Origin of the sequence: Qipengyuania intermedia, assembly GCF_019711615.1 — a bacterium.
In the GTDB taxonomy this organism is placed as follows: Bacteria; Pseudomonadota; Alphaproteobacteria; order Sphingomonadales; family Sphingomonadaceae; genus Qipengyuania; species Qipengyuania intermedia.
Genome location: NZ_JAIGNS010000002.1, coordinates 1 through 16,325, shown reverse-complemented (window position 1 = coordinate 16,325; position 16,325 = coordinate 1). Strand labels below are relative to the sequence as shown.

General features: G+C 62.9%; 21 protein-coding genes. 6 read left to right on the top strand and 15 right to left on the bottom strand.

Going from position 1 to position 16,325, the window contains the following annotated elements:
* The first annotated feature begins 61 nt into the window (after positions 1-61).
* Together K3179_RS06330 and K3179_RS06325 are read left to right on the top strand one after the other, a co-directional pair.
* Positions 62-985 carry a tetratricopeptide repeat protein gene (locus tag K3179_RS06330; RefSeq protein WP_221563146.1) on the top strand — a complete coding sequence of 308 codons (924 nt, stop codon included), beginning with the start codon at positions 62-64 and terminating at the stop codon, positions 983-985.
* 4 nt (positions 986-989) lie between these two features.
* The gene (locus K3179_RS06325) at positions 990-1,601 is read left to right on the top strand and encodes an LON peptidase substrate-binding domain-containing protein (RefSeq protein WP_221563144.1); all 612 of its coding nucleotides are present in this window, start codon (positions 990-992) and stop codon (positions 1,599-1,601) included.
* 3 nt (positions 1,602-1,604) lie between these two features.
* On the opposite strand, the gene K3179_RS06320 is transcribed toward K3179_RS06325, so the two are convergent.
* The 6 genes from K3179_RS06320 to K3179_RS06295 all read right to left on the bottom strand — a co-directional run bounded on the left by K3179_RS06320 (position 1,605) and on the right by K3179_RS06295 (position 5,431).
* On the bottom strand, positions 1,605-2,228 hold the full coding sequence (locus K3179_RS06320) for a MarC family protein (protein WP_221563134.1): 624 nt from the start codon (positions 2,226-2,228) through the stop codon (positions 1,605-1,607).
* Positions 2,225-2,905 (bottom strand): hypothetical protein, encoded by a 681-nt coding sequence (locus tag K3179_RS06315; protein WP_221563132.1) that lies wholly within the window; start codon positions 2,903-2,905, stop codon positions 2,225-2,227. Before K3179_RS06315 ends, K3179_RS06320 begins: the two co-directional genes overlap by 4 nt.
* On the bottom strand, positions 2,902-3,795 hold the full coding sequence (gene folD / locus K3179_RS06310) for a bifunctional methylenetetrahydrofolate dehydrogenase/methenyltetrahydrofolate cyclohydrolase FolD (RefSeq protein ID WP_090476708.1): 894 nt from the start codon (positions 3,793-3,795) through the stop codon (positions 2,902-2,904). Before folD ends, K3179_RS06315 begins: the two co-directional genes overlap by 4 nt.
* Positions 3,792-4,076: a YggT family protein gene (locus K3179_RS06305; protein WP_345722256.1), complete on the bottom strand. Its 285-nt coding sequence runs from the start codon at positions 4,074-4,076 to the stop codon at positions 3,792-3,794. The genes folD and K3179_RS06305 overlap by 4 nt, the downstream gene beginning before the upstream one ends.
* Before the next feature lie 77 nt (positions 4,077-4,153).
* Positions 4,154-5,038 carry an acetylglutamate kinase gene (gene argB, locus K3179_RS06300; RefSeq protein ID WP_221565392.1) on the bottom strand — a complete coding sequence of 295 codons (885 nt, stop codon included), beginning with the start codon at positions 5,036-5,038 and terminating at the stop codon, positions 4,154-4,156.
* A 117-nt stretch (positions 5,039-5,155) separates the two neighbouring features.
* A complete protein-coding gene (locus K3179_RS06295) occupies positions 5,156-5,431 on the bottom strand; it encodes a hypothetical protein (RefSeq protein ID WP_221563130.1) in 276 nt (91 codons plus the stop codon).
* Between the two features lie 101 nt (positions 5,432-5,532).
* On the opposite strand from K3179_RS06295, the gene K3179_RS06290 reads away from it, so the two are divergent.
* Complete coding sequence (locus K3179_RS06290; RefSeq protein WP_221563128.1) at positions 5,533-6,168, top strand: hypothetical protein; 636 nt, start codon at positions 5,533-5,535, stop codon at positions 6,166-6,168.
* A gap of 186 nt (positions 6,169-6,354) precedes the next feature.
* Here the strand turns inward: K3179_RS06290 and K3179_RS06285 are convergent, their stop codons facing one another.
* The 4 genes from K3179_RS06285 to K3179_RS13430 form a co-directional block, all read right to left on the bottom strand.
* Complete coding sequence (locus K3179_RS06285) at positions 6,355-6,891, bottom strand: DUF4440 domain-containing protein (RefSeq protein WP_221563126.1); 537 nt, start codon at positions 6,889-6,891, stop codon at positions 6,355-6,357.
* A gap of 227 nt (positions 6,892-7,118) precedes the next feature.
* Entirely contained in the window at positions 7,119-7,415 is a 297-nt protein-coding gene (locus K3179_RS06280; protein ID WP_221563124.1) for a DUF1294 domain-containing protein, read from the bottom strand.
* A 281-nt stretch (positions 7,416-7,696) separates the two neighbouring features.
* A complete protein-coding gene (locus K3179_RS06275; RefSeq protein WP_221563123.1) occupies positions 7,697-7,948 on the bottom strand; it encodes an HP1242/YdcH family protein in 252 nt (83 codons plus the stop codon).
* 90 nt (positions 7,949-8,038) lie between these two features.
* On the bottom strand, positions 8,039-8,491 hold the full coding sequence (locus K3179_RS13430; RefSeq protein ID WP_247712895.1) for a DUF1294 domain-containing protein: 453 nt from the start codon (positions 8,489-8,491) through the stop codon (positions 8,039-8,041).
* 128 nt (positions 8,492-8,619) lie between these two features.
* On the opposite strand from K3179_RS13430, the gene K3179_RS13425 reads away from it, so the two are divergent.
* Complete coding sequence (locus K3179_RS13425) at positions 8,620-9,117, top strand: thermonuclease family protein (protein ID WP_221563122.1); 498 nt, start codon at positions 8,620-8,622, stop codon at positions 9,115-9,117.
* Positions 9,118-9,133: 16 nt separating this feature from the next.
* Here the strand turns inward: K3179_RS13425 and K3179_RS06255 are convergent, their stop codons facing one another.
* A complete protein-coding gene (locus K3179_RS06255; RefSeq protein WP_221563121.1) occupies positions 9,134-10,051 on the bottom strand; it encodes a sulfotransferase domain-containing protein in 918 nt (305 codons plus the stop codon).
* A 119-nt stretch (positions 10,052-10,170) separates the two neighbouring features.
* Positions 10,171-11,229 carry a ribonucleotide-diphosphate reductase subunit beta gene (locus K3179_RS06250; RefSeq protein ID WP_221563120.1) on the bottom strand — a complete coding sequence of 353 codons (1,059 nt, stop codon included), beginning with the start codon at positions 11,227-11,229 and terminating at the stop codon, positions 10,171-10,173.
* A gap of 195 nt (positions 11,230-11,424) precedes the next feature.
* Here K3179_RS06250 and K3179_RS06245 point away from each other — a divergent pair, with 195 nt between their 5' ends.
* Positions 11,425-11,736: a hypothetical protein gene (locus tag K3179_RS06245; protein ID WP_221563118.1), complete on the top strand. Its 312-nt coding sequence runs from the start codon at positions 11,425-11,427 to the stop codon at positions 11,734-11,736.
* Between the two features lie 321 nt (positions 11,737-12,057).
* Positions 12,058-12,303 (top strand): DUF2171 domain-containing protein, encoded by a 246-nt coding sequence (locus K3179_RS06240; RefSeq protein WP_221563116.1) that lies wholly within the window; start codon positions 12,058-12,060, stop codon positions 12,301-12,303.
* A 91-nt stretch (positions 12,304-12,394) separates the two neighbouring features.
* Here the strand turns inward: K3179_RS06240 and K3179_RS06235 are convergent, their stop codons facing one another.
* From K3179_RS06235 to K3179_RS06225, 3 genes are all read right to left on the bottom strand, one after another.
* Positions 12,395-13,660 (bottom strand): glycosyltransferase, encoded by a 1,266-nt coding sequence (locus tag K3179_RS06235; protein ID WP_221563114.1) that lies wholly within the window; start codon positions 13,658-13,660, stop codon positions 12,395-12,397.
* A 110-nt stretch (positions 13,661-13,770) separates the two neighbouring features.
* On the bottom strand, positions 13,771-15,825 hold the full coding sequence (locus K3179_RS06230; protein ID WP_221563112.1) for a ribonucleoside-diphosphate reductase subunit alpha: 2,055 nt from the start codon (positions 15,823-15,825) through the stop codon (positions 13,771-13,773).
* 275 nt (positions 15,826-16,100) lie between these two features.
* Positions 16,101-16,325: hypothetical protein (locus K3179_RS06225; protein ID WP_221563110.1), on the bottom strand; the 225-nt coding region annotated here is incomplete at its 5' end.

The following is a 16,325-nucleotide window of genomic DNA, read 5'->3' as shown; positions in this document are numbered from 1 at the left end:
CGAAGGCCCACATGGGTGGCCTACCATTTAAAAGCATCGAAAGGCGGTACCAGTGGCAAGCATGGGTTTGAACATCGACGAGCAGAAGGCGGTCGAGCGTTTCAAGAAAGACGTTGTCGAACCCTCGATGACCAGCCTGGTGATCCTAGATTTCTACGCCGACTGGTGTGGTCCCTGCAAAGCTCTGGCCCCGATGCTCGAGAAGGTTGCGGCGGATTATGCGGACAAGGGTGTCGTCCTGAAGAAGATCGACGTCGACAAGGAGCAGTTCATTGCCTCGCAGTTCCAGGTCCAGTCGATCCCTACTGTCTATGCCATGTTCCAGGGCCAGCCGGTTGCCGATCTCACCAATACGCGCAGCGAATCGCAGCTGAAGCAGACCCTCGACCAGATCCTCGCGCAGGTTCCTGTCCAGGCGGGCGCAGGTGCCGATCCGCAAGCGCAAGCCGCACAGCAGGTCGATCAATTCGTGGCGATGGGCGAACAGGTCCTGGCCGAAGGGGATGCACCCCGCGCTGCGGGCATTTTCGCACAGGTGACCGAGATGGCTCCCGACAATGCGGAAGCGCACGCGGGCCTGATCCGCGCGCTCACGCAGGCGGACCAGATCGAGGAAGCGAAGAAGGTCCTCGATGCCGCGAAAGGCAATCCTGCCTTGGCCGAACATCCCGCGATCGAAGTGGCAGCAAGCGCCCTGGAGCTTGCCGGAAGCAAAGTGGACGACAGCGAACTTGCCGGCCTGAGGGACAAGGCCAAGTCCGACCCGGCCGACATGGATGCGCGCCTCGCCTACGCCGAAGCCGCCTTCGCTGCCGGACAGCGCGACGCTGCGGCAGAGGAACTGCTCGCAATGGTCGAAGCCGACCGCGAATGGAACGAGGGCGCCGCGCGCGCCAAGCTGGTGGAAATATTCGGCGCGGTCGGTCTGGAAGACCCCTGGGTTGTCGAAACCCGCCGCAAGCTTTCACGACTCTTGTTCGGATAACGCATTGGCCCGTCGTCTTTCCATCTTTCCCCTGCCCGGTGCGATCCTGTTTCCCGGCCTGCAATTGCCGCTTCACATTTTCGAGCCGCGTTATCGCGAGCTGGTCGGCAGTGCGCTGGCGAAGGATCGCCTCATCGCGATGATCCAGCCGCAAAAATCGGGCGAGAACTCCCCGCTTTACGAGGTCGGCTGTGTCGGCCGCATCGGCGATGTCGAAGCGCTGGAGGATGGCCGCTACAATATCGTGCTGGAAGGCGAAGCCCGTTTCAGGGTCCTGCGCGAACTCGACGTGACGACCGCATTCCGGCAGGTCGAGGCGGAATTCATCGAAGACCCACAGAACGAAGTGCTGTCCAGCGTCGAACGCGCCGCCTTCGAGTTCGAAGCCAAGCGGTTTGCCTTGATGCAGGGCTACACGGTCGACTGGGATTCGGTCGAGCGGCTGGACGACGAGACACTGATCAACGGGGTGGCGCAGATCATTCCGTTCGATTCGGCGGCCAAGCAGGCCCTGCTGGAAGCGCCGAACCTTGCCGACCGGTGCGAGCTCATGATCCAGCTGATGCAGTTCTTCGCCCTGCGCGACGACGACGACGAAATCGTCACCCTCCAGTAGGCATCAAAGGCCGAAGCTGCCTTTCAGGCCGTCGATCACATATTGCGCCGCGAGCGCTGCCAGCAGCACGCCGAGCAGGCGCGTGATTACTGCTTCTACCCGGTCGCCGAAGAATTTCATCAGCGGGCCTGCCGCCACCAGCGCAAGCATGGTGATGAATAGCACCGCGCCAAGGGCGCCGAGTACCACGAACGTCTGCTCCAGCCCCGATGCTTCGTTCATCAGCAGCATGATCGCCGCGATCGCGCCGGGTCCGGCCAGCATCGGCATGGCCATGGGAAATACCGATACGTCTTCGACTTCAGGCGTTGCAGCGAGTTTTTCTGCCCGCTCCTCGCGGCGCTGTGTCCGTTTCTCGAACACCATCTCGAACGCGATCCAGAACAGCATGAAGCCGCCTGCGATGCGGAAACTGTCGAGTTCGATGTGCAGCGCGCTCAGCAGGTCCTCGCCGAACAGGGCGAAGATCAAGAGGATGATTGCCGCGATGAAACAGGCACGGATGGCCATGTTCCGGCGCTGGGCCGGGGTCGCCCCCTTGGTGAGACCTGCATAGATCGGCGCACAACCCGGCGGGTCGATGACAACGAACAGCGTGATGAAGGCCGAGATGAACAGCTGGGTCATTGCGCGGCGTCCGGTGCCAGAGCGATATTCACGACCTGCTCCCATCCGTCTTCACCGGCCAGCCAGACGACATAGTGGCGCTCTCCCTGGCCGACGGTCTGGAAGCCCCAGGCCAGAGTGCCGTCACGCGAAACGCGCAGGGGAATGGCGCTGTCCGGCTCGCCGGTGTCGACCTTGGCGTCGCACGCGGCGACCGCGCTCGAGATCATGTCGGGCGCAACGGGCGCCTCCACCTGCGGGAAGCCGAAGTCGAACACGTAGCGATAGTCGCCATTGCGCTGCCTCTGCCATACCGTGTTGAAGGTCCCGACCGAGCCGTCCGGATCGGTGAAGCCACCCTGCGTCACGGCGAGCGAGCCATCGCAGCTCGACCAGACGCGATGTGGCTCCCAGCTGACCGCTTCGGGCGGATTTTCCTGCGACCTCAGCCAGGGCTTGGCTTCTATCGCGCCGTTACGGCCGAAGATCAGCGCGCCGTCCGCTGCGTATTCGTCGAAGGCAGTCCACTGACCGTCCTCACGCGCGGCACGGGCGAAGGCGAGTTCGGTAGCAATTACCTTGCTCACTTCGGCGGTCGGGGTCAGCAGCCGCGTATAACGATCGCGCTGGTTCGGCAGCGGAGCGCAAGCCGCGACGCTTGCCAGCGCACAGGCAGCCAAGGCGATGCGTATCCTCACAGGCTCTGCGGCACTTCCAGCCCGGCATTGCGATGGGCAGCGACCAGCGTGTTGCGCAGGAGTACCGCGATCGTCATCGGGCCGACGCCACCCGGAACGGGCGTAATCGCCGCAGCGATTCCCTCAGCGCCGGCATAGTCGACATCGCCGACCAGTCGGCCCTTCTCCTCGCCTTCGGCAGGGGGCAGGCGGTTGATACCGACGTCGATCACGGTGGCCCCTTCCTTGAGCCATTCCGCCTTGACCATTTCCGCGCGGCCTACTGCGGCCACCACGATGTCGGCCCGCTTCACCACCGACGGCAGGTCCTTCGTCCGGCTGTGGGCGATGGTGACCGTGGCGTTGGCGTCGAGCAAGAGCTGCGCCATCGGCTTGCCGACGATGTTCGAACGGCCGATCACGACCGCTTCAAGGCCGGACAAGTCGCCCAGCCGGTCGGTCAGCAGCATCATGCAGCCGAGCGGCGTGCATGGCACGAAGCCGTTCTGTCCCACGGCAAGCCTTCCGGCGTTGGTTACGTGGAAGCCGTCCACGTCCTTGTCCGGGCTGATCGATGCGATCACCGATTGCTCGTCAAGATGGTCGGGCAGCGGCAGCTGGACCAGGATGCCATCGACCGCATCGTCCGCATTCAGCTGTTCGACAAGCGCCAGCAAATCCGCCTCGCTGGTGTCGACCGGCAAGCGGTGCTCGAAGCTCTCCATGCCCGCAGCAACCGTCGCCTTGTGCTTCGAGCGCACGTAGACCTGGCTGGCGGGATCCTCGCCCACCAGGACGACTGCGAGACCGGCCTTGCGGCCCGCCTTCTGCTCGAACTGCCCGGCAAGCGCGCCGACACGCTCCCTCAGAAGGGCTGCGAAGGCTTTTCCGTCGATACGTTCAGCGGTCATAGCGAGTAGATGATGTTCCCGAGGACGATAAGGATGACGTTCATCAGGATGATGAGCACCAGGGGCGAGAAGTCGATCATCCCCGTTTGCGGCAGCAGGTTGCGGATCGGGCGGAGCACCGGATCGAGCAGGCGGTTGATGCCGTCATAGAAGCTCATCAGGAATTCGTTGCGGCCCACCACGTTGAAGGCGAACAGCAGCCCGATGATGAACTGGATTATGATCAGCATCACGAACACGCTCGTGAGCATTTCGAGTATCTGGTAGAGTGTGATGAGCACTAGGGTCTATCCCGCTGGTGTGTGTGCAATCCCGTTAGCGCCGCGTCTTACACGTGCAAGACGCCCTGAGCCAAGCCCTATCGGGCGCTTATCAAGGTGCCTGCGCCCCTTGCGGTGAAGAATTCAAGCAGCATGGCGTGCGGCACGCGCCCGTCGAGGACGACAGCAGCTTCGCATCCCGCCTCAACCGCGCTCACGCAGGTTTCCAGCTTGGGGATCATGCCGCCGCTGATCGTCCCGTCTTCGCGCAACGCGGCGATATCCGCAGGCGTGAGATCGGTGAGGAGCGTGCCGCTCTTGTCGAGCACGCCCGGAACGTCGGTCAGCAGCAGCAACCGCGCAGCGCCGAGAGCCGAAGCGAGCGCGCCCGCCATGGTATCGGCATTGATGTTGTAGGTGTGTCCGTCCTCGCCCGTACCGATGGGGGCAATGATCGGTATCATGCCCGCCGCCGTGGCGGTTTCGATGATCGTCGTGTCGACCGCGCTCGGCTCGCCCACGAAACCGAGGTCGAGCGCGCGTTCGATGTTGCTTTCGGGGTCCTTGGTCGTGCGTTCGACCTTGCGCGCCGTCACGAGGCCGCCGTCCTTGCCGGAAAGGCCCACAGCCTTGCCGCCCGCCCGCGCGATCGAGGACACCAGCGCCTTGTTGATCGCGCCCGACAGGACCATTTCGGCCACTTCCGCCGTCGCCTTGTCGGTGACGCGAAGGCCGTCGACAAAGGTGCTCTCGACGCCAAGCTTCTTGAGCATCGCACCGATCTGCGGACCACCGCCGTGCACGACCACGGGGTTGATGCCGACGGCTTTGAGCAGGACGATGTCTTCGGCGAATTCGCGTGCGGCTTCTTCGTCGCCCATGGCGTTGCCGCCGTACTTCACGACGAAACTGCGCCCGGCATAGCGCTGGAAATAGGGCAGCGCCTCGATCAGCGTCTGCGCCTTGGTGCTTGCCTCGTGCATCGCCTGGCCGGTGTCGTCGCTCAAACTCGTGCTCCATCCATACGCAAAGCCCGCGCATCCCCGTGACTGGGGAGCGCAGGCGTTAGCGTGCCCGGCGTGCAGGCGAAAGGGGGCGCGTTATTCCTGCGCCGGCATCTGTTCGATCTCCACTTCGGGATCGAGGTCTTCGCCATTGACCGGCGCTTCGCCGAATTCGCCTTCGGGCGAAACCGGGACCGAGGTCGTCGTCGGCAGCGGGTCGGGCACTTCACCGGTGGTCTCGCCAACCGGAACCGGCTCTTCGCCGCCATCGGTGTTGAAAATGTAGAACAGGAACACCAGCGTCATCAGGACGATCAGCGCCACCCAGAGCCAGCGGGTACCGGGTTTGCTATCGGGAACGGGGTCGGTCATCGGGAACTCCTTCTTGCTTTCCTGTCCAATGCCTTGCCCCTCCCACCCGTTCCGAAACGGGCTTGCTTGAGCGCAAAGGCCGGAAGTGGCACAGCCTGCGCATGACCCACATCAGAGCCCTCGCCCTCGCCCCGCTTATCGCCCTCGCCGCCTGTGCCAGCACGCCGGACGTACCCCGCCTCGCCCCGTCGCAGGAGCGCTTCTGGGACGCGCTCTCCAGCCATTGCGGCAATGCCTACGAAGGCGGGCTTGCCAGCAGCGACGAGCGCGACGCCGACTGGGCGGGCAAGCGCATGGTGGCGCACTGGGCCGATTGCTCCGACACGCGTGTCGCCATCGCCTTCCATGTCGAGGATGCCGGGGCTCCTGGCGGCTGGAACCGCTCGCGCACCTGGCTCGTCAGCCGCACCGCGGACGGCCTGCGCCTGAAGCACGACCACCGTCACGAGGACGGCAGCGAGGATGCGGTCACCCAATACGGCGGCGACACGCTGTCGGGCGGGACGCCGCGCATCCAGGACTTCCCGGTCGATGCCTTCTCCATCGCCCTGTTCGAGCGTGAGGGGCTGGACGCATCGCTCACCAACGTCTGGCGCGTGGAGGTCGACCACGCCGAGGCCGAAAGCGCGCGCTTCGCCTACCAGTTGACCCGCCGCAACGATCCGACCCGCCTGTTCCGGGTGGAGTTCAACGCCAGCGATACCGTCGCCCCGCCCCCGCCCGCCTGGGGCTGGTAGGCCCGGGCCCCAAAGTTGGAGTGACCCTCGCGCAGCTCCGACAGAGTGGAACGGGTGGAACACGGTCCTGGCAATAAAACCTTCGCCGATGCAAAACGGCCCGCATCCGGCTGGGACACGGGCCATGGAAGGGCGGTGGGGCATGGCATCACGAAAGCAGCTTGCCCCGAAGTAGGAAAGCGCGACTCAGTTCTCCACTGGCGGATATTGCGGCGCCGGCCCGTGATCGATGCTCAGGCTTTCCAGCAGGCGGAAGCGCCCTTCTTCGGGCATCCATTGCCAGACATGGAGGTAACGCCCGCCGCCCGTTTGGACCCATTCCTCCTCCTTGACGCTCCATTCGTGGAATGTGTGATAGCCCTCCTCCAGCGCGCCCCAGTCTCCGAGCCGCTCTATAGAACGGCTGCCAGGGACCAGCAGCCTGCGATTCCTGTATCCTTCCGCATCGCCACCTGGCGCGCGGCGGGCGCACTGTTCACGAGCCTGCCCGACCATCGCTTTCGCACTGTCATGCGGCATGCCGGCGAGATCGTGGATCATACGGTAGTCGGGATGCAGCAGTTGCTCGACCGCATCGGGGTCGCATCCCTCGAAGAAACCCCAGAACAGACGGGAGTCATTCCTTTCGATGCGGGTCCGGATTTCATCGATTGCCGGAAGCGGGGTGACCGTCGGGGCAGCAGTGGCGGCCTGGGCGATCAGGAATGCGGCAATGGCGGACATGGTACCTCCTGTTCATGTGTATTGCCGATATACATCAGCAATGCACAATATCAAGCGATCAGGAAATGCCACAAGGCAGCGACAGCGATGCCTGCCATGGGGAAAGCAGCAAGACCACCCACGGCCAGCGCTCTTTCTTCAGACGCGCCAATGGGTGAAGCTGCAAGCGTCCGTCAGCGAACGTAGTCTCCGAAATCCGCGCAGGTTTGCGGCCACTCGTCATTCCGTCACCGCGTCGTGAACCACAGCATCAGCGTGGCGAAGGCGATCACCTGTATGCAGGCGATGGCGTGCAGCCGGTTGGAGAACGGCTCCTTGCGCGTCTTGTGGCGCAGCAGAGCGCGCGCGGCATAGGCACCCAGCGTGCCGCCCGCGAAGGCCCAGCCCAGAAGGCTCGCCTCGCTCAGCCGCCAGCCGCCGTTTTCTGCCAGTACCTTGTCCGCCATGAACGCAAAGAACGCGACCATATTGATCGCGATCAGGTAATAGACGAACCATTCCAGCAGGGTGAATTCGACAGGCATGCAAGGCTCCGCTCTCGGGCATTCAAACTCGGGACCAGCGACGCCGTCTTTTGTGCTTGTGCGAAGGAAATACCCCGCCTTCGCAGATGCGGTATTGTTGGTTTACGACATTTGTTGGTTGGCCTCAGGCAGAGTGTTTGTTGCGCCTCAAGCGCCGGCGGGGGCGTTCGCAGACTTGGCTATCCTCGCTCGTGCGACCTTAAGGTCGCGTCGCTGCGGGCGGCCGGTCGGCCTTGCGGGCCGTTGGCCCGTTTGGTGCGAGTTGCCGGGGAGGCGTAGCGCTAGGCGGCTCTGGCCTTGGTGACGATCGCGGTGATTTCGTCGAGGAGGCCGAGGCGTTTCTTCTTCAGCTGCTCGGCGCGCTCGTCGCTGGCGGCTTCGGATTCCGCCTCGATGCGGTGCACTTCGCGGTTCACCTCGTGATATTCGTCCGCCAGCCGCGCGTAATGCGCGTCCTCCTGCTTCAATCGCGTGACGAGGTCCCGGTCGCGGGCGAAGATCTTGGTCAGTTCATTGGGCGTGTGCTGCGACATGATTGCATCCTTGGCTGTGTGCGTTGACCCAGCCATAGGCCGCGCTATCCGCCCCTTCTTTGCGGCAGATCAAATTCACGAGCGCGCAGTTCAATAATAGTCTTCGCAAGCGGTGCCGTCGCCATCGCCGTCCATGCCGATGCGATAGCCTGGTTCACCCCTGTGAAGCGGAGCCTTGCCCGCTGCGCGTACCTGGTTGCAGCCCGCATAATAGACCGATGCTTCCACGGCCAAGCGCTCTGCCCTTGCCTCTTCGGTTTCGAAGATGGTGGGGGCCATGAAATAGCCGAAAGCCGCGATGCCCATCGGTGCCATGGTCGCAACCCGAAGGCCTTCGTTGAAGCTTTGCTTGCGGGTCTTGTGCTGGAATGCCGAGCGTCCCGCCCATGCCCCGGGCCAGCCACCCATCGTTGCCATAAGCAGCAATGTCCCCTCGCTGATGCGCCACTGGCCGTTTTCGGCTCGCGCCTTGTCGATACCGAAGGCGGCGAAGATCGCGAAATTGATCGCGATCAGGTAATAGGTGAGCAATTCCAGCAGCATGCATCCATCCTAGCCCGCACAAGGTTAAGGAAACGCACTCGCACCGCCGGGTTTCTTGCCGGTGTGGAGCAGGCTATCGTCAGGGCGTGGGCAAAATCCTTCCCTTCAGGTGCAGGCCGGAAAGGCGCGTGCCCCGCTTTTACCGGAAGCCGGTGAGGCGCAGGTCGCGCAGGCGCGGCTGGCGTGGAGGCGTGACCATCGTTCTCACACTGGTGCTGGTGGGTGCCTGGGTCCTGTTCGAGGACCGCATCGGCCCGCGCCCCGAGGTGACCGAAGTCGCATCGAGCTTCGGCCTGTGCGGTGAAGGCTGGGGGGCCTGCGTGGTCGACGGCGACACGGTGCGGGTCGGCGAGCGGCGCATCCGGCTCACCGGGTTCGACGCGCCGGAGATGGACGGGGAATGCGAGGCCGAGCGGGTCAAGGCGCGCGAGGCCCGCACGGCCCTCCACCAATGGCTATCGCAAGGCCGCTTCGCTTGGACTGGCGGCCAGGATCCACCCCGCGACCGCTACGGCCGCGAACTGCGCGCCGCCTACCGCGGCGACGAGCGACTGGCGGACCACATGATCGACGCCGGGCTGGCCGAGGGGAATGGCTGGATGGGGAGCGTCAACTGGTGCCAGTGACGCGCAATTTCGCTTCCTAGGAAAAACGCGCGTCTATCTCCTCTTTGAGCGAGGCGAAGTTTTCGTGGCCGGTCACCGGTGCAACGCGCTCTGCCCACATGGCATCGATCTCTTGCACGATCGAGGCCGGGAGAACCTTTGCATCGCTTCCGCTGGCCTGCACCTTGGTGGAATCGCTATTTGCGGGAATGCCGAGATGCCTGTCCATCACTGCACACACCAGCGCATCGTCGAACCGGTCCTTATGGCGGTGCATGAATTCGCGGTCGGTGGCATCGACCACCATTTCGACCATGTCGTCGCTTGCATCGATGCCTAGGAACGAGGCCATTTCGCGGATCATCCGCCGCTTGTTCTCGACGACCCATCGATAGGTGACGAGCAGCGTGTCCGGCTCGTCCCGGCGCGCATACCAGCTCAGCAGGTGAGTGAAATAGTCGCAGCCGCCCGGGCCACCGCCAAGCCATAACGGCATGAATTCATCGAGCGCGAGCGCGCCCTTTTCCAGATGCCACCCGTCGAAGAAGCGGTACATCGAAACATAGGTCTCGTGCGGATCGCGCAGCGTCACGACATAGCGCGAACCTGTCGGAAGCCGTTCGTACTCGCGATGGGATTTGAAGCCGCGCGGGGCTGCCTTTTGCGGTGCATGCATGTCGAAGTCGATCATGGTCGCGGTGTCTTCCCACGGCACCACGCCGCTGATGTCGGTGAAGTCCATGTCGATGGCACCGGTAAGGTGCGCCATGCGAAGCTGGTGGAACATCTGCTGGGAGAGCGTCGTCCCGCTCTTGGCCCAGCTGGTGATGTAGACATCGTCCGGGCGCGGCACGATGGAATGGCGCGCCTCAGGCTGCGTGAGCCCTGCCAAGGCCCCCATGTTCGCCCCGAATTCCTCGATACTGCGCGCGCGTCGCCCCACTCCGACAGGCATAATCGGCCCTCCCCGGTTCCGGCGACCCGAGAACGAGGAATATGTCACGAAGTGCGGGGAGTGTGAAGTCCGGCCGGCGATGCCCGATCTAGAGCAAATGCCGGCCGGAAGGATTTGCCTTATTCAGCCGCTTCGGTTGCAGCTTCGTCGCCGAACAGGCCCGGGCCGTCGTCGGTGGTTTCTTCCTCGTTCGCGGCCTTGGCGCTCTGGCGCTTGTCGAAGCTAGACCAGACGGTGTTCCAGTCGCCCTTGGTCGCGCCCTTGGAGTATTCGGTGGCGCGCTGTTCGAAGAAGTTGGCGTGCTCCACACCGTTGATCAGCGGGGCGAGCCAGGGCAGCGGGTGGTCGTCGACCATGTAGATCGGCTGCATGCCCAGCTGGCCCAGGCGCCAGTCGGCGATGTAGCGGATGTACTTCTTGATGTCCTTGGGCGTCATGCCGGACACCGGACCCATTTCGAAGGCGAGGTCGATGAAGTTGTCTTCCAGGCGCACGGTCTTCTGGCAGATGTCGACGATGTCTTCCTTGACCGCCTTGGTCAGGCAGTCCCGCTCGCGCACGAATTCGTGGAACATGCGGATGATGCCTTCGCAGTGAAGGCTTTCGTCGCGGATCGACCAGCTGACGATCTGGCCCATGCCCTTCATCTTGTTGAAGCGCGGGAAGTTCATCAGCATCGCGAAGCTGGCGAACAGCTGCATGCCTTCGGTGAAGGCGCCGAACATGGCCAGCGTGCGGGCGATGTCTTCATCGTTGTCGACGCCGAACTGCTGCATGTAATTGTGCTTGTCGGCCATTTCCTCATATTCGAGGAAGGCGGAATATTCGCTTTCCGGCATGCCGATCGTGTCGAGCAGGTGGCTGTATGCCGCGATGTGCACCGTCTCCATGTTGGAGAAGGCGGTCAGCATCATCTTGATCTCGGTCGGCTTGAACACGCGGCCGTATTTGTCGTGGTAGCAATCCTGCACCTCGACGTCGGCCTGGGTGAAGAAACGGAAGATCTGCGTGAGCAGGTTGCGCTCGTGCTCGGACAGCTTCTGCGCCCAGTCGCGGCAGTCTTCGCCCAGCGGAACTTCTTCCGGCATCCAGTGGATCTGCTGCTGGCGTTTCCAGAAGTCGTAGGCCCACGGATATTCGAAGGGTTTGTAGGTCTTGCGGGCTTCGAGCAACGACATCTTGTGTTTCTCCGGTTGGCAGCTGGACGTCCTATATAAGGAATCATGGCTGCGATTCGATAGCAAGGGGAAAGAATTACGCGGGGATAAGACGGCAAAATCTGTGCACGGTTTGCGACAAGCTGCCGGAACACGCCGGGGCGTGGCGGGTTGGTTGGGTGAAGACAGACAAAGACAGATTTTTGGAGAGACCCCATGGGCCAGTATGAACCCAACGACAGCCGCGACGTGACGCTCAACCAAGGGCATGAACCCTTCGGCCTCGAACGCACCGGTCCGCGCGAAGGCGAAACCCGCCAGCAGGAACAGTCCGACGATGCACAGGCGCAGCGTGGCTATGGCAATGCGCGCAATGAAGACGGCACGATGGAACAGGATGTCGCCACCGGCGATCTCGGCAACCAGCCGCTCGCACAGGGCAGCGCCGATGCGCAGCCGGGCGAGATTTCCGGCCAGCCGGACGAGCGCGCCAAGGCCGATGCCAACCGACCGCTCGGCGAGAGCTGAGCCTTACCAGTTCGGGGACTAGCGGGCCATGGTCCGGTTTTTCCCCTTTTGCGGGCTTCGGCTCCGCATCCCCGACGCCCCGCCTCGCAAGAGGTTGGGGCGTCAATTTTTTGTGGCCTATCGCTGCGCTGCTCGAGGGCGGGTTTTTCCGCCCTACCGCTTCGCTGCCGGAGGGCTCGGCGCGTCCCAGATGCTGCCGTCGCGTGACTATCCTCTGAGCCGTGCACGACCCTCGACGAAGCGTGGACCGTATCTCGTTGCCGCCCGTTAATAGGGTATAACCAACTCAAAACGCTCGGTTATCCGGGCAGAAAGTACACTATGTTCGAGAAGATTCGCATCAAGGAACACATGGAAGTCGCCAACTACGAAGGGCAGCACGTCGGTACGGTCGATGCGGTCCAGGACGACGCCATCAAGCTGACGAAGTCGGACAGTGCAGACGACATGCACCACTTCCTTTCGCTGGATGATGTCGACAAGATCGACGACAATCGCATTTACCTGAAGGAAAGCGCACGCATTCCCGAAGGTCTGGGCAACAAGGCAGTCATGCAGGACGCCTAAATCGGCCTAGCCCGGACGTTTAGTCCGGCACCTTAGTGACAATCGAACGGCCTCGGCTGCTTTGCGCAGTCGGGGCCTCTCGCATGCTTGATCACGCGCTGGCGAAGCGCCCGATCAGCTCGTCGATGGCAGTGAATGCTTCGTTGCGCGTGTAATTCATGGCCGCATCTTTCGGCAAATCCGGTATCCGGCCGCCACCCGCCTTCTTGCTGGCGATCCAGCCGCGCAACTGACCGGCGATCTTGCCGGCGTCCTGCGTGGCCAATCCGAAGTCGCCTTCCCTCACGATCTTCGCCGCCTCCCCGCTTTCGAGACCGGTGGCCAGGATCGGGCGCCGCGCGCCGATATATTCGAACAGCTTGCCCGGTATGACATCGTCTTCCGCCGGATGCGGCCAGCGACACATGAGCAACACGTCCGCCGCACGCTCGACCGCGAGGATTTCGCTGCGCGGCAGGAAATCGTGTACTTCCACACTATCGGCGACGCCGTATTCGCGGATGCGCTGGTCGAGGAAGCCGTATTCGTCGTGATAGAAAATCGCGCGCACCTTGTGCCGGTCCTCGCCCAGCATGGCGATCGCTTCGAAAAGCGCCTTGGGATCGCGCCGCTCCGCATAGATCAAGCCCGCGTGGACGATCGTGAGGCGTTCGGGATCGAGGGGGGCGGGCGCTGCTTCCAGCCCTGCGAAATCGCTTTCGACCCAGCCATTTCGCGCCAGCACGACTTCCTTGCCGGTTTGCTCTGCCAGCGCAGCACGCGCGCCGGTTGTCACCGCGACGAAGGCGTCCGCATCGCGCTGCACCCTGCGTCCCTGCCATTCGTAATAGCGGGTGAGGAAGGGGTGCCGTTCGCTATAAGGATTATCGACCCACAGGTCGCGCTGCTCGCATATCCAGGGCAGGCCCGTCGCCGCAGCGATCTGCCTCGCCGCGATATGGGCCGAGTGCGGCGGTCCGGAGGAATAGACGAGGTCGAATGCGTCACCACCACCAAGGTCGACAGCCCTCTGCACCGCCCGCGGCACCCAGTGCGCGTGAAACCGGTCGGGCATCTGCTTGGCGAGCCATAGCCAGCGTTTCAGCTTGCCGGGCTTACTTCCGGTGGTGGATCTGCCCTCGTCTCTGCTTTGCGAACCCTGTGCTTCCGACTTGTCGATGGATAGCAAGTGCGTAACGAGGTTCGGATGGTCGAGCTGGGAATGGATACCGCTCGCCGTGCCGATGCGCGCGCCGATCACGGTAACTTGATGCCCCTGCCGCGCCCAATGGAGCGCGAGCGCCCCCGTCCGCGCGGCGCCAGCCTGGGCAAAGGGCGGAAAGTTAGGCGTGATGAAAAGGATGCGCTGCAGACCCATCGCGCCATAGGTGCCCCGCAAGCGAGAAAAGGGCAAGGCCCACAAAAAGAGCGCGCCGGGTCATCATCAGATGTCCCGGCGCACGTCTTATTACCCGTCCAAGGGCTCTCTTACTGGCAGGCGAGGCATTCCTCGTAGTCGGTCTGCTCGGCGCCGGCAGCCAGTTCGTACTTCGCTGCATCGGCGGTGTTGTCCGCTTCGACGCCGCCTGCGAAACCGGCGCGCTGCACGCTCTTGGAGCGCAGGTAGTAGAGCGACTTGATGCCCTTCTCCCACGCCTGGAAGTGCAGCATCATGAGGTCCCACTTGTCGACGTCTGCCGGGATGAACAGGTTCAGCGACTGGGCCTGATCGATATAGGGCGCACGGTCGGCAGCGAATTCGAGCAGCCAGCGCTGGTCGATTTCAAAGCTGGTCTTGAACGCGGCCTTTTCTTCCGGCGTCAGGAAGTCGAGGTGCTGAACGCTGCCGCCCTGCTCGAGGATCGAGTTCCAGACTGCAGTGCTGTCCTTGCTCTTCTTCTTGAGCAGCTTTTCCAGGTACGGGTTCTTGACCACGAAGGACCCGGACAGCGTCTTGTGCGTGTAGATGTTCGCCGGGATCGGCTCGATGCAGGCGCTGGTACCGCCGCAGATGATGCTGATCGACGCGGTCGGTGCGATCGCCATCTTGCAGCTGAACCGCTCCATCGCGCCCATTTCTTCCGCATCGGGACATGCGCCGCGTTCCTGTGCGAGCAGCATGGAAGCTTCGGACGCCTTGCCCTGGATGTGCTTGAACATCTTCAGGTTCCAGACCTTGGCCATCGGGCTTTCGAAGCCGATACCCTTCTGCTGGAGGAAAGAGTGGAAGCCCATCACGCCGAGCCCGACCGAGCGTTCGCGCATGGCCGAATACTTGGCGCGGGCCATCTCTTCGGGCGCGCGGTCGATGTAGTTCTGCAGGACGTTGTCGAGGAAGCGCATGACGTCCTCGATGAACTGCTTGTCTTCGTTCCACTCGTCCCACTTCTCGATGTTGAGCGAGGACAGGCAACACACTGCGGTGCGGTCGTTGCCGAGGTGGTCGATGCCGGTCGGCAGGGTGATTTCGGCGCACAGGTTCGAGGTCGAGACCTTGAGGCCGAGTTCGCGGTGATGCTTGGGCATCATGCGGTTCACCGTGTCCGAGAAGACGATGTAGGGCTCGCCCGTGGCAAGGCGCGTTTCGACGAGCTTCTGGAAGAGGCCGCGCGCATCCACGGTCTTGCGGACCGAACCGTCCTTCGGGCTGAGAAGATCGAATTCCTCGCCATTGCGGACCGCCTCCATGAAGGCGTCGGTGACCAGCACGCCGTGGTGCAGGTTCAGCGCCTTGCGGTTGAAGTCGCCCGAGGGTTTGCGGATTTCGAGGAATTCCTCGATCTCCGGGTGGGTGATGTCGATGTAGCAGGCGGCCGAACCGCGGCGCAGCGACCCTTGCGAGATGGCGAGCGTCAGGCTGTCCATAACGCGGACGAAGGGAATGATGCCGCTGGTCTTGCCGTTGAGGCCGACCGGCTCGCCGATGCCGCGCACATTGCCCCAGTAAGTGCCGATGCCGCCGCCCTTGGAGGCGAGCCACACGTTCTCGTTCCAAGTGTTCACGATGCCGTCGAGGCTGTCGGAAACCGAGTTAAGGTAGCACGAAATGGGCAGGCCGCGCTGCGTGCCGCCGTTGGACAGCACCGGCGTTGCGGGCATGAACCACAGGCGCGAGATATAATCGTAGAGACGCTGCGCGTGGTCGGCGTCGTCCGCGAAAGCATCGGCGACGCGCGCGAACAGGTCCTGGTAGCTTTCGCCGGGGAGGAGGTAACGGTCTTCGAGCGTTTCCTTGCCGAACACGGTCAGCAGATCATCGCGCGAGCTGTCGGTCTTCACGTTGAACCGGCGGTCGAGGACCTTCTTGGAATCCTCTTTCACGGCGGCCGCCTTGGCAACTTCGGCCATGGCACCGGCCATCGCTTCGCCCGCGGCTTCGGCGACCAGTTCTTCGCTGCCCTTGTCCTGCTTGTCCATTGTCACTGCCTTTTCCGCCGCGTCCTTTTTCGGGGCCGGCTTCTTGGCGGGTGCGGTGTCTTCGTCGCTGTCCTGAGTGTCCAGATCCAGTCCCATCGCCGCTTCGTCCCCGCTCTTGAAATCCATGTCGTGCCCCACTCTCGTTTGTTGCGCAGCGGGTCGTTGCCCGCTTGCCTTCCGGCTCTTGTTCGAGTCGCCAAGCGGTGTGTCCTGCCTAGCAATTTTGCCGGTCTTCGGGTTGAAAACTTATCCCCCTTTTCCCCACAGGGCCGACCGGAAAACGACACTCAACCCATATGGGGACGAATGCCGAAATCTCTAGGTCTTGTGGGTACCCCCCGGTGACCGACCACTAGATAGTGAATCAGAGCGGACTCGCGTGCAAGAGGGTAAAGGCTAAATTAATGCGCAAAGCCGCGCCATTGGTCAGGTGTATCACATTGATGCGACGCAGCGACGCGTGGACCAAGCTGGACTTTGCAGCTGCGCAAGCCCCAAAATGAAAATGCGAAAAAATTTTTGCGGGCAAATTTCAGGTTGCGGGATTGCGCACGGTCCGAATCCGGACGCGCAATTTTTGAATCGAGATACGAGAAAGGGCCCCGCTCCATGCGAGGCCCTTTCCA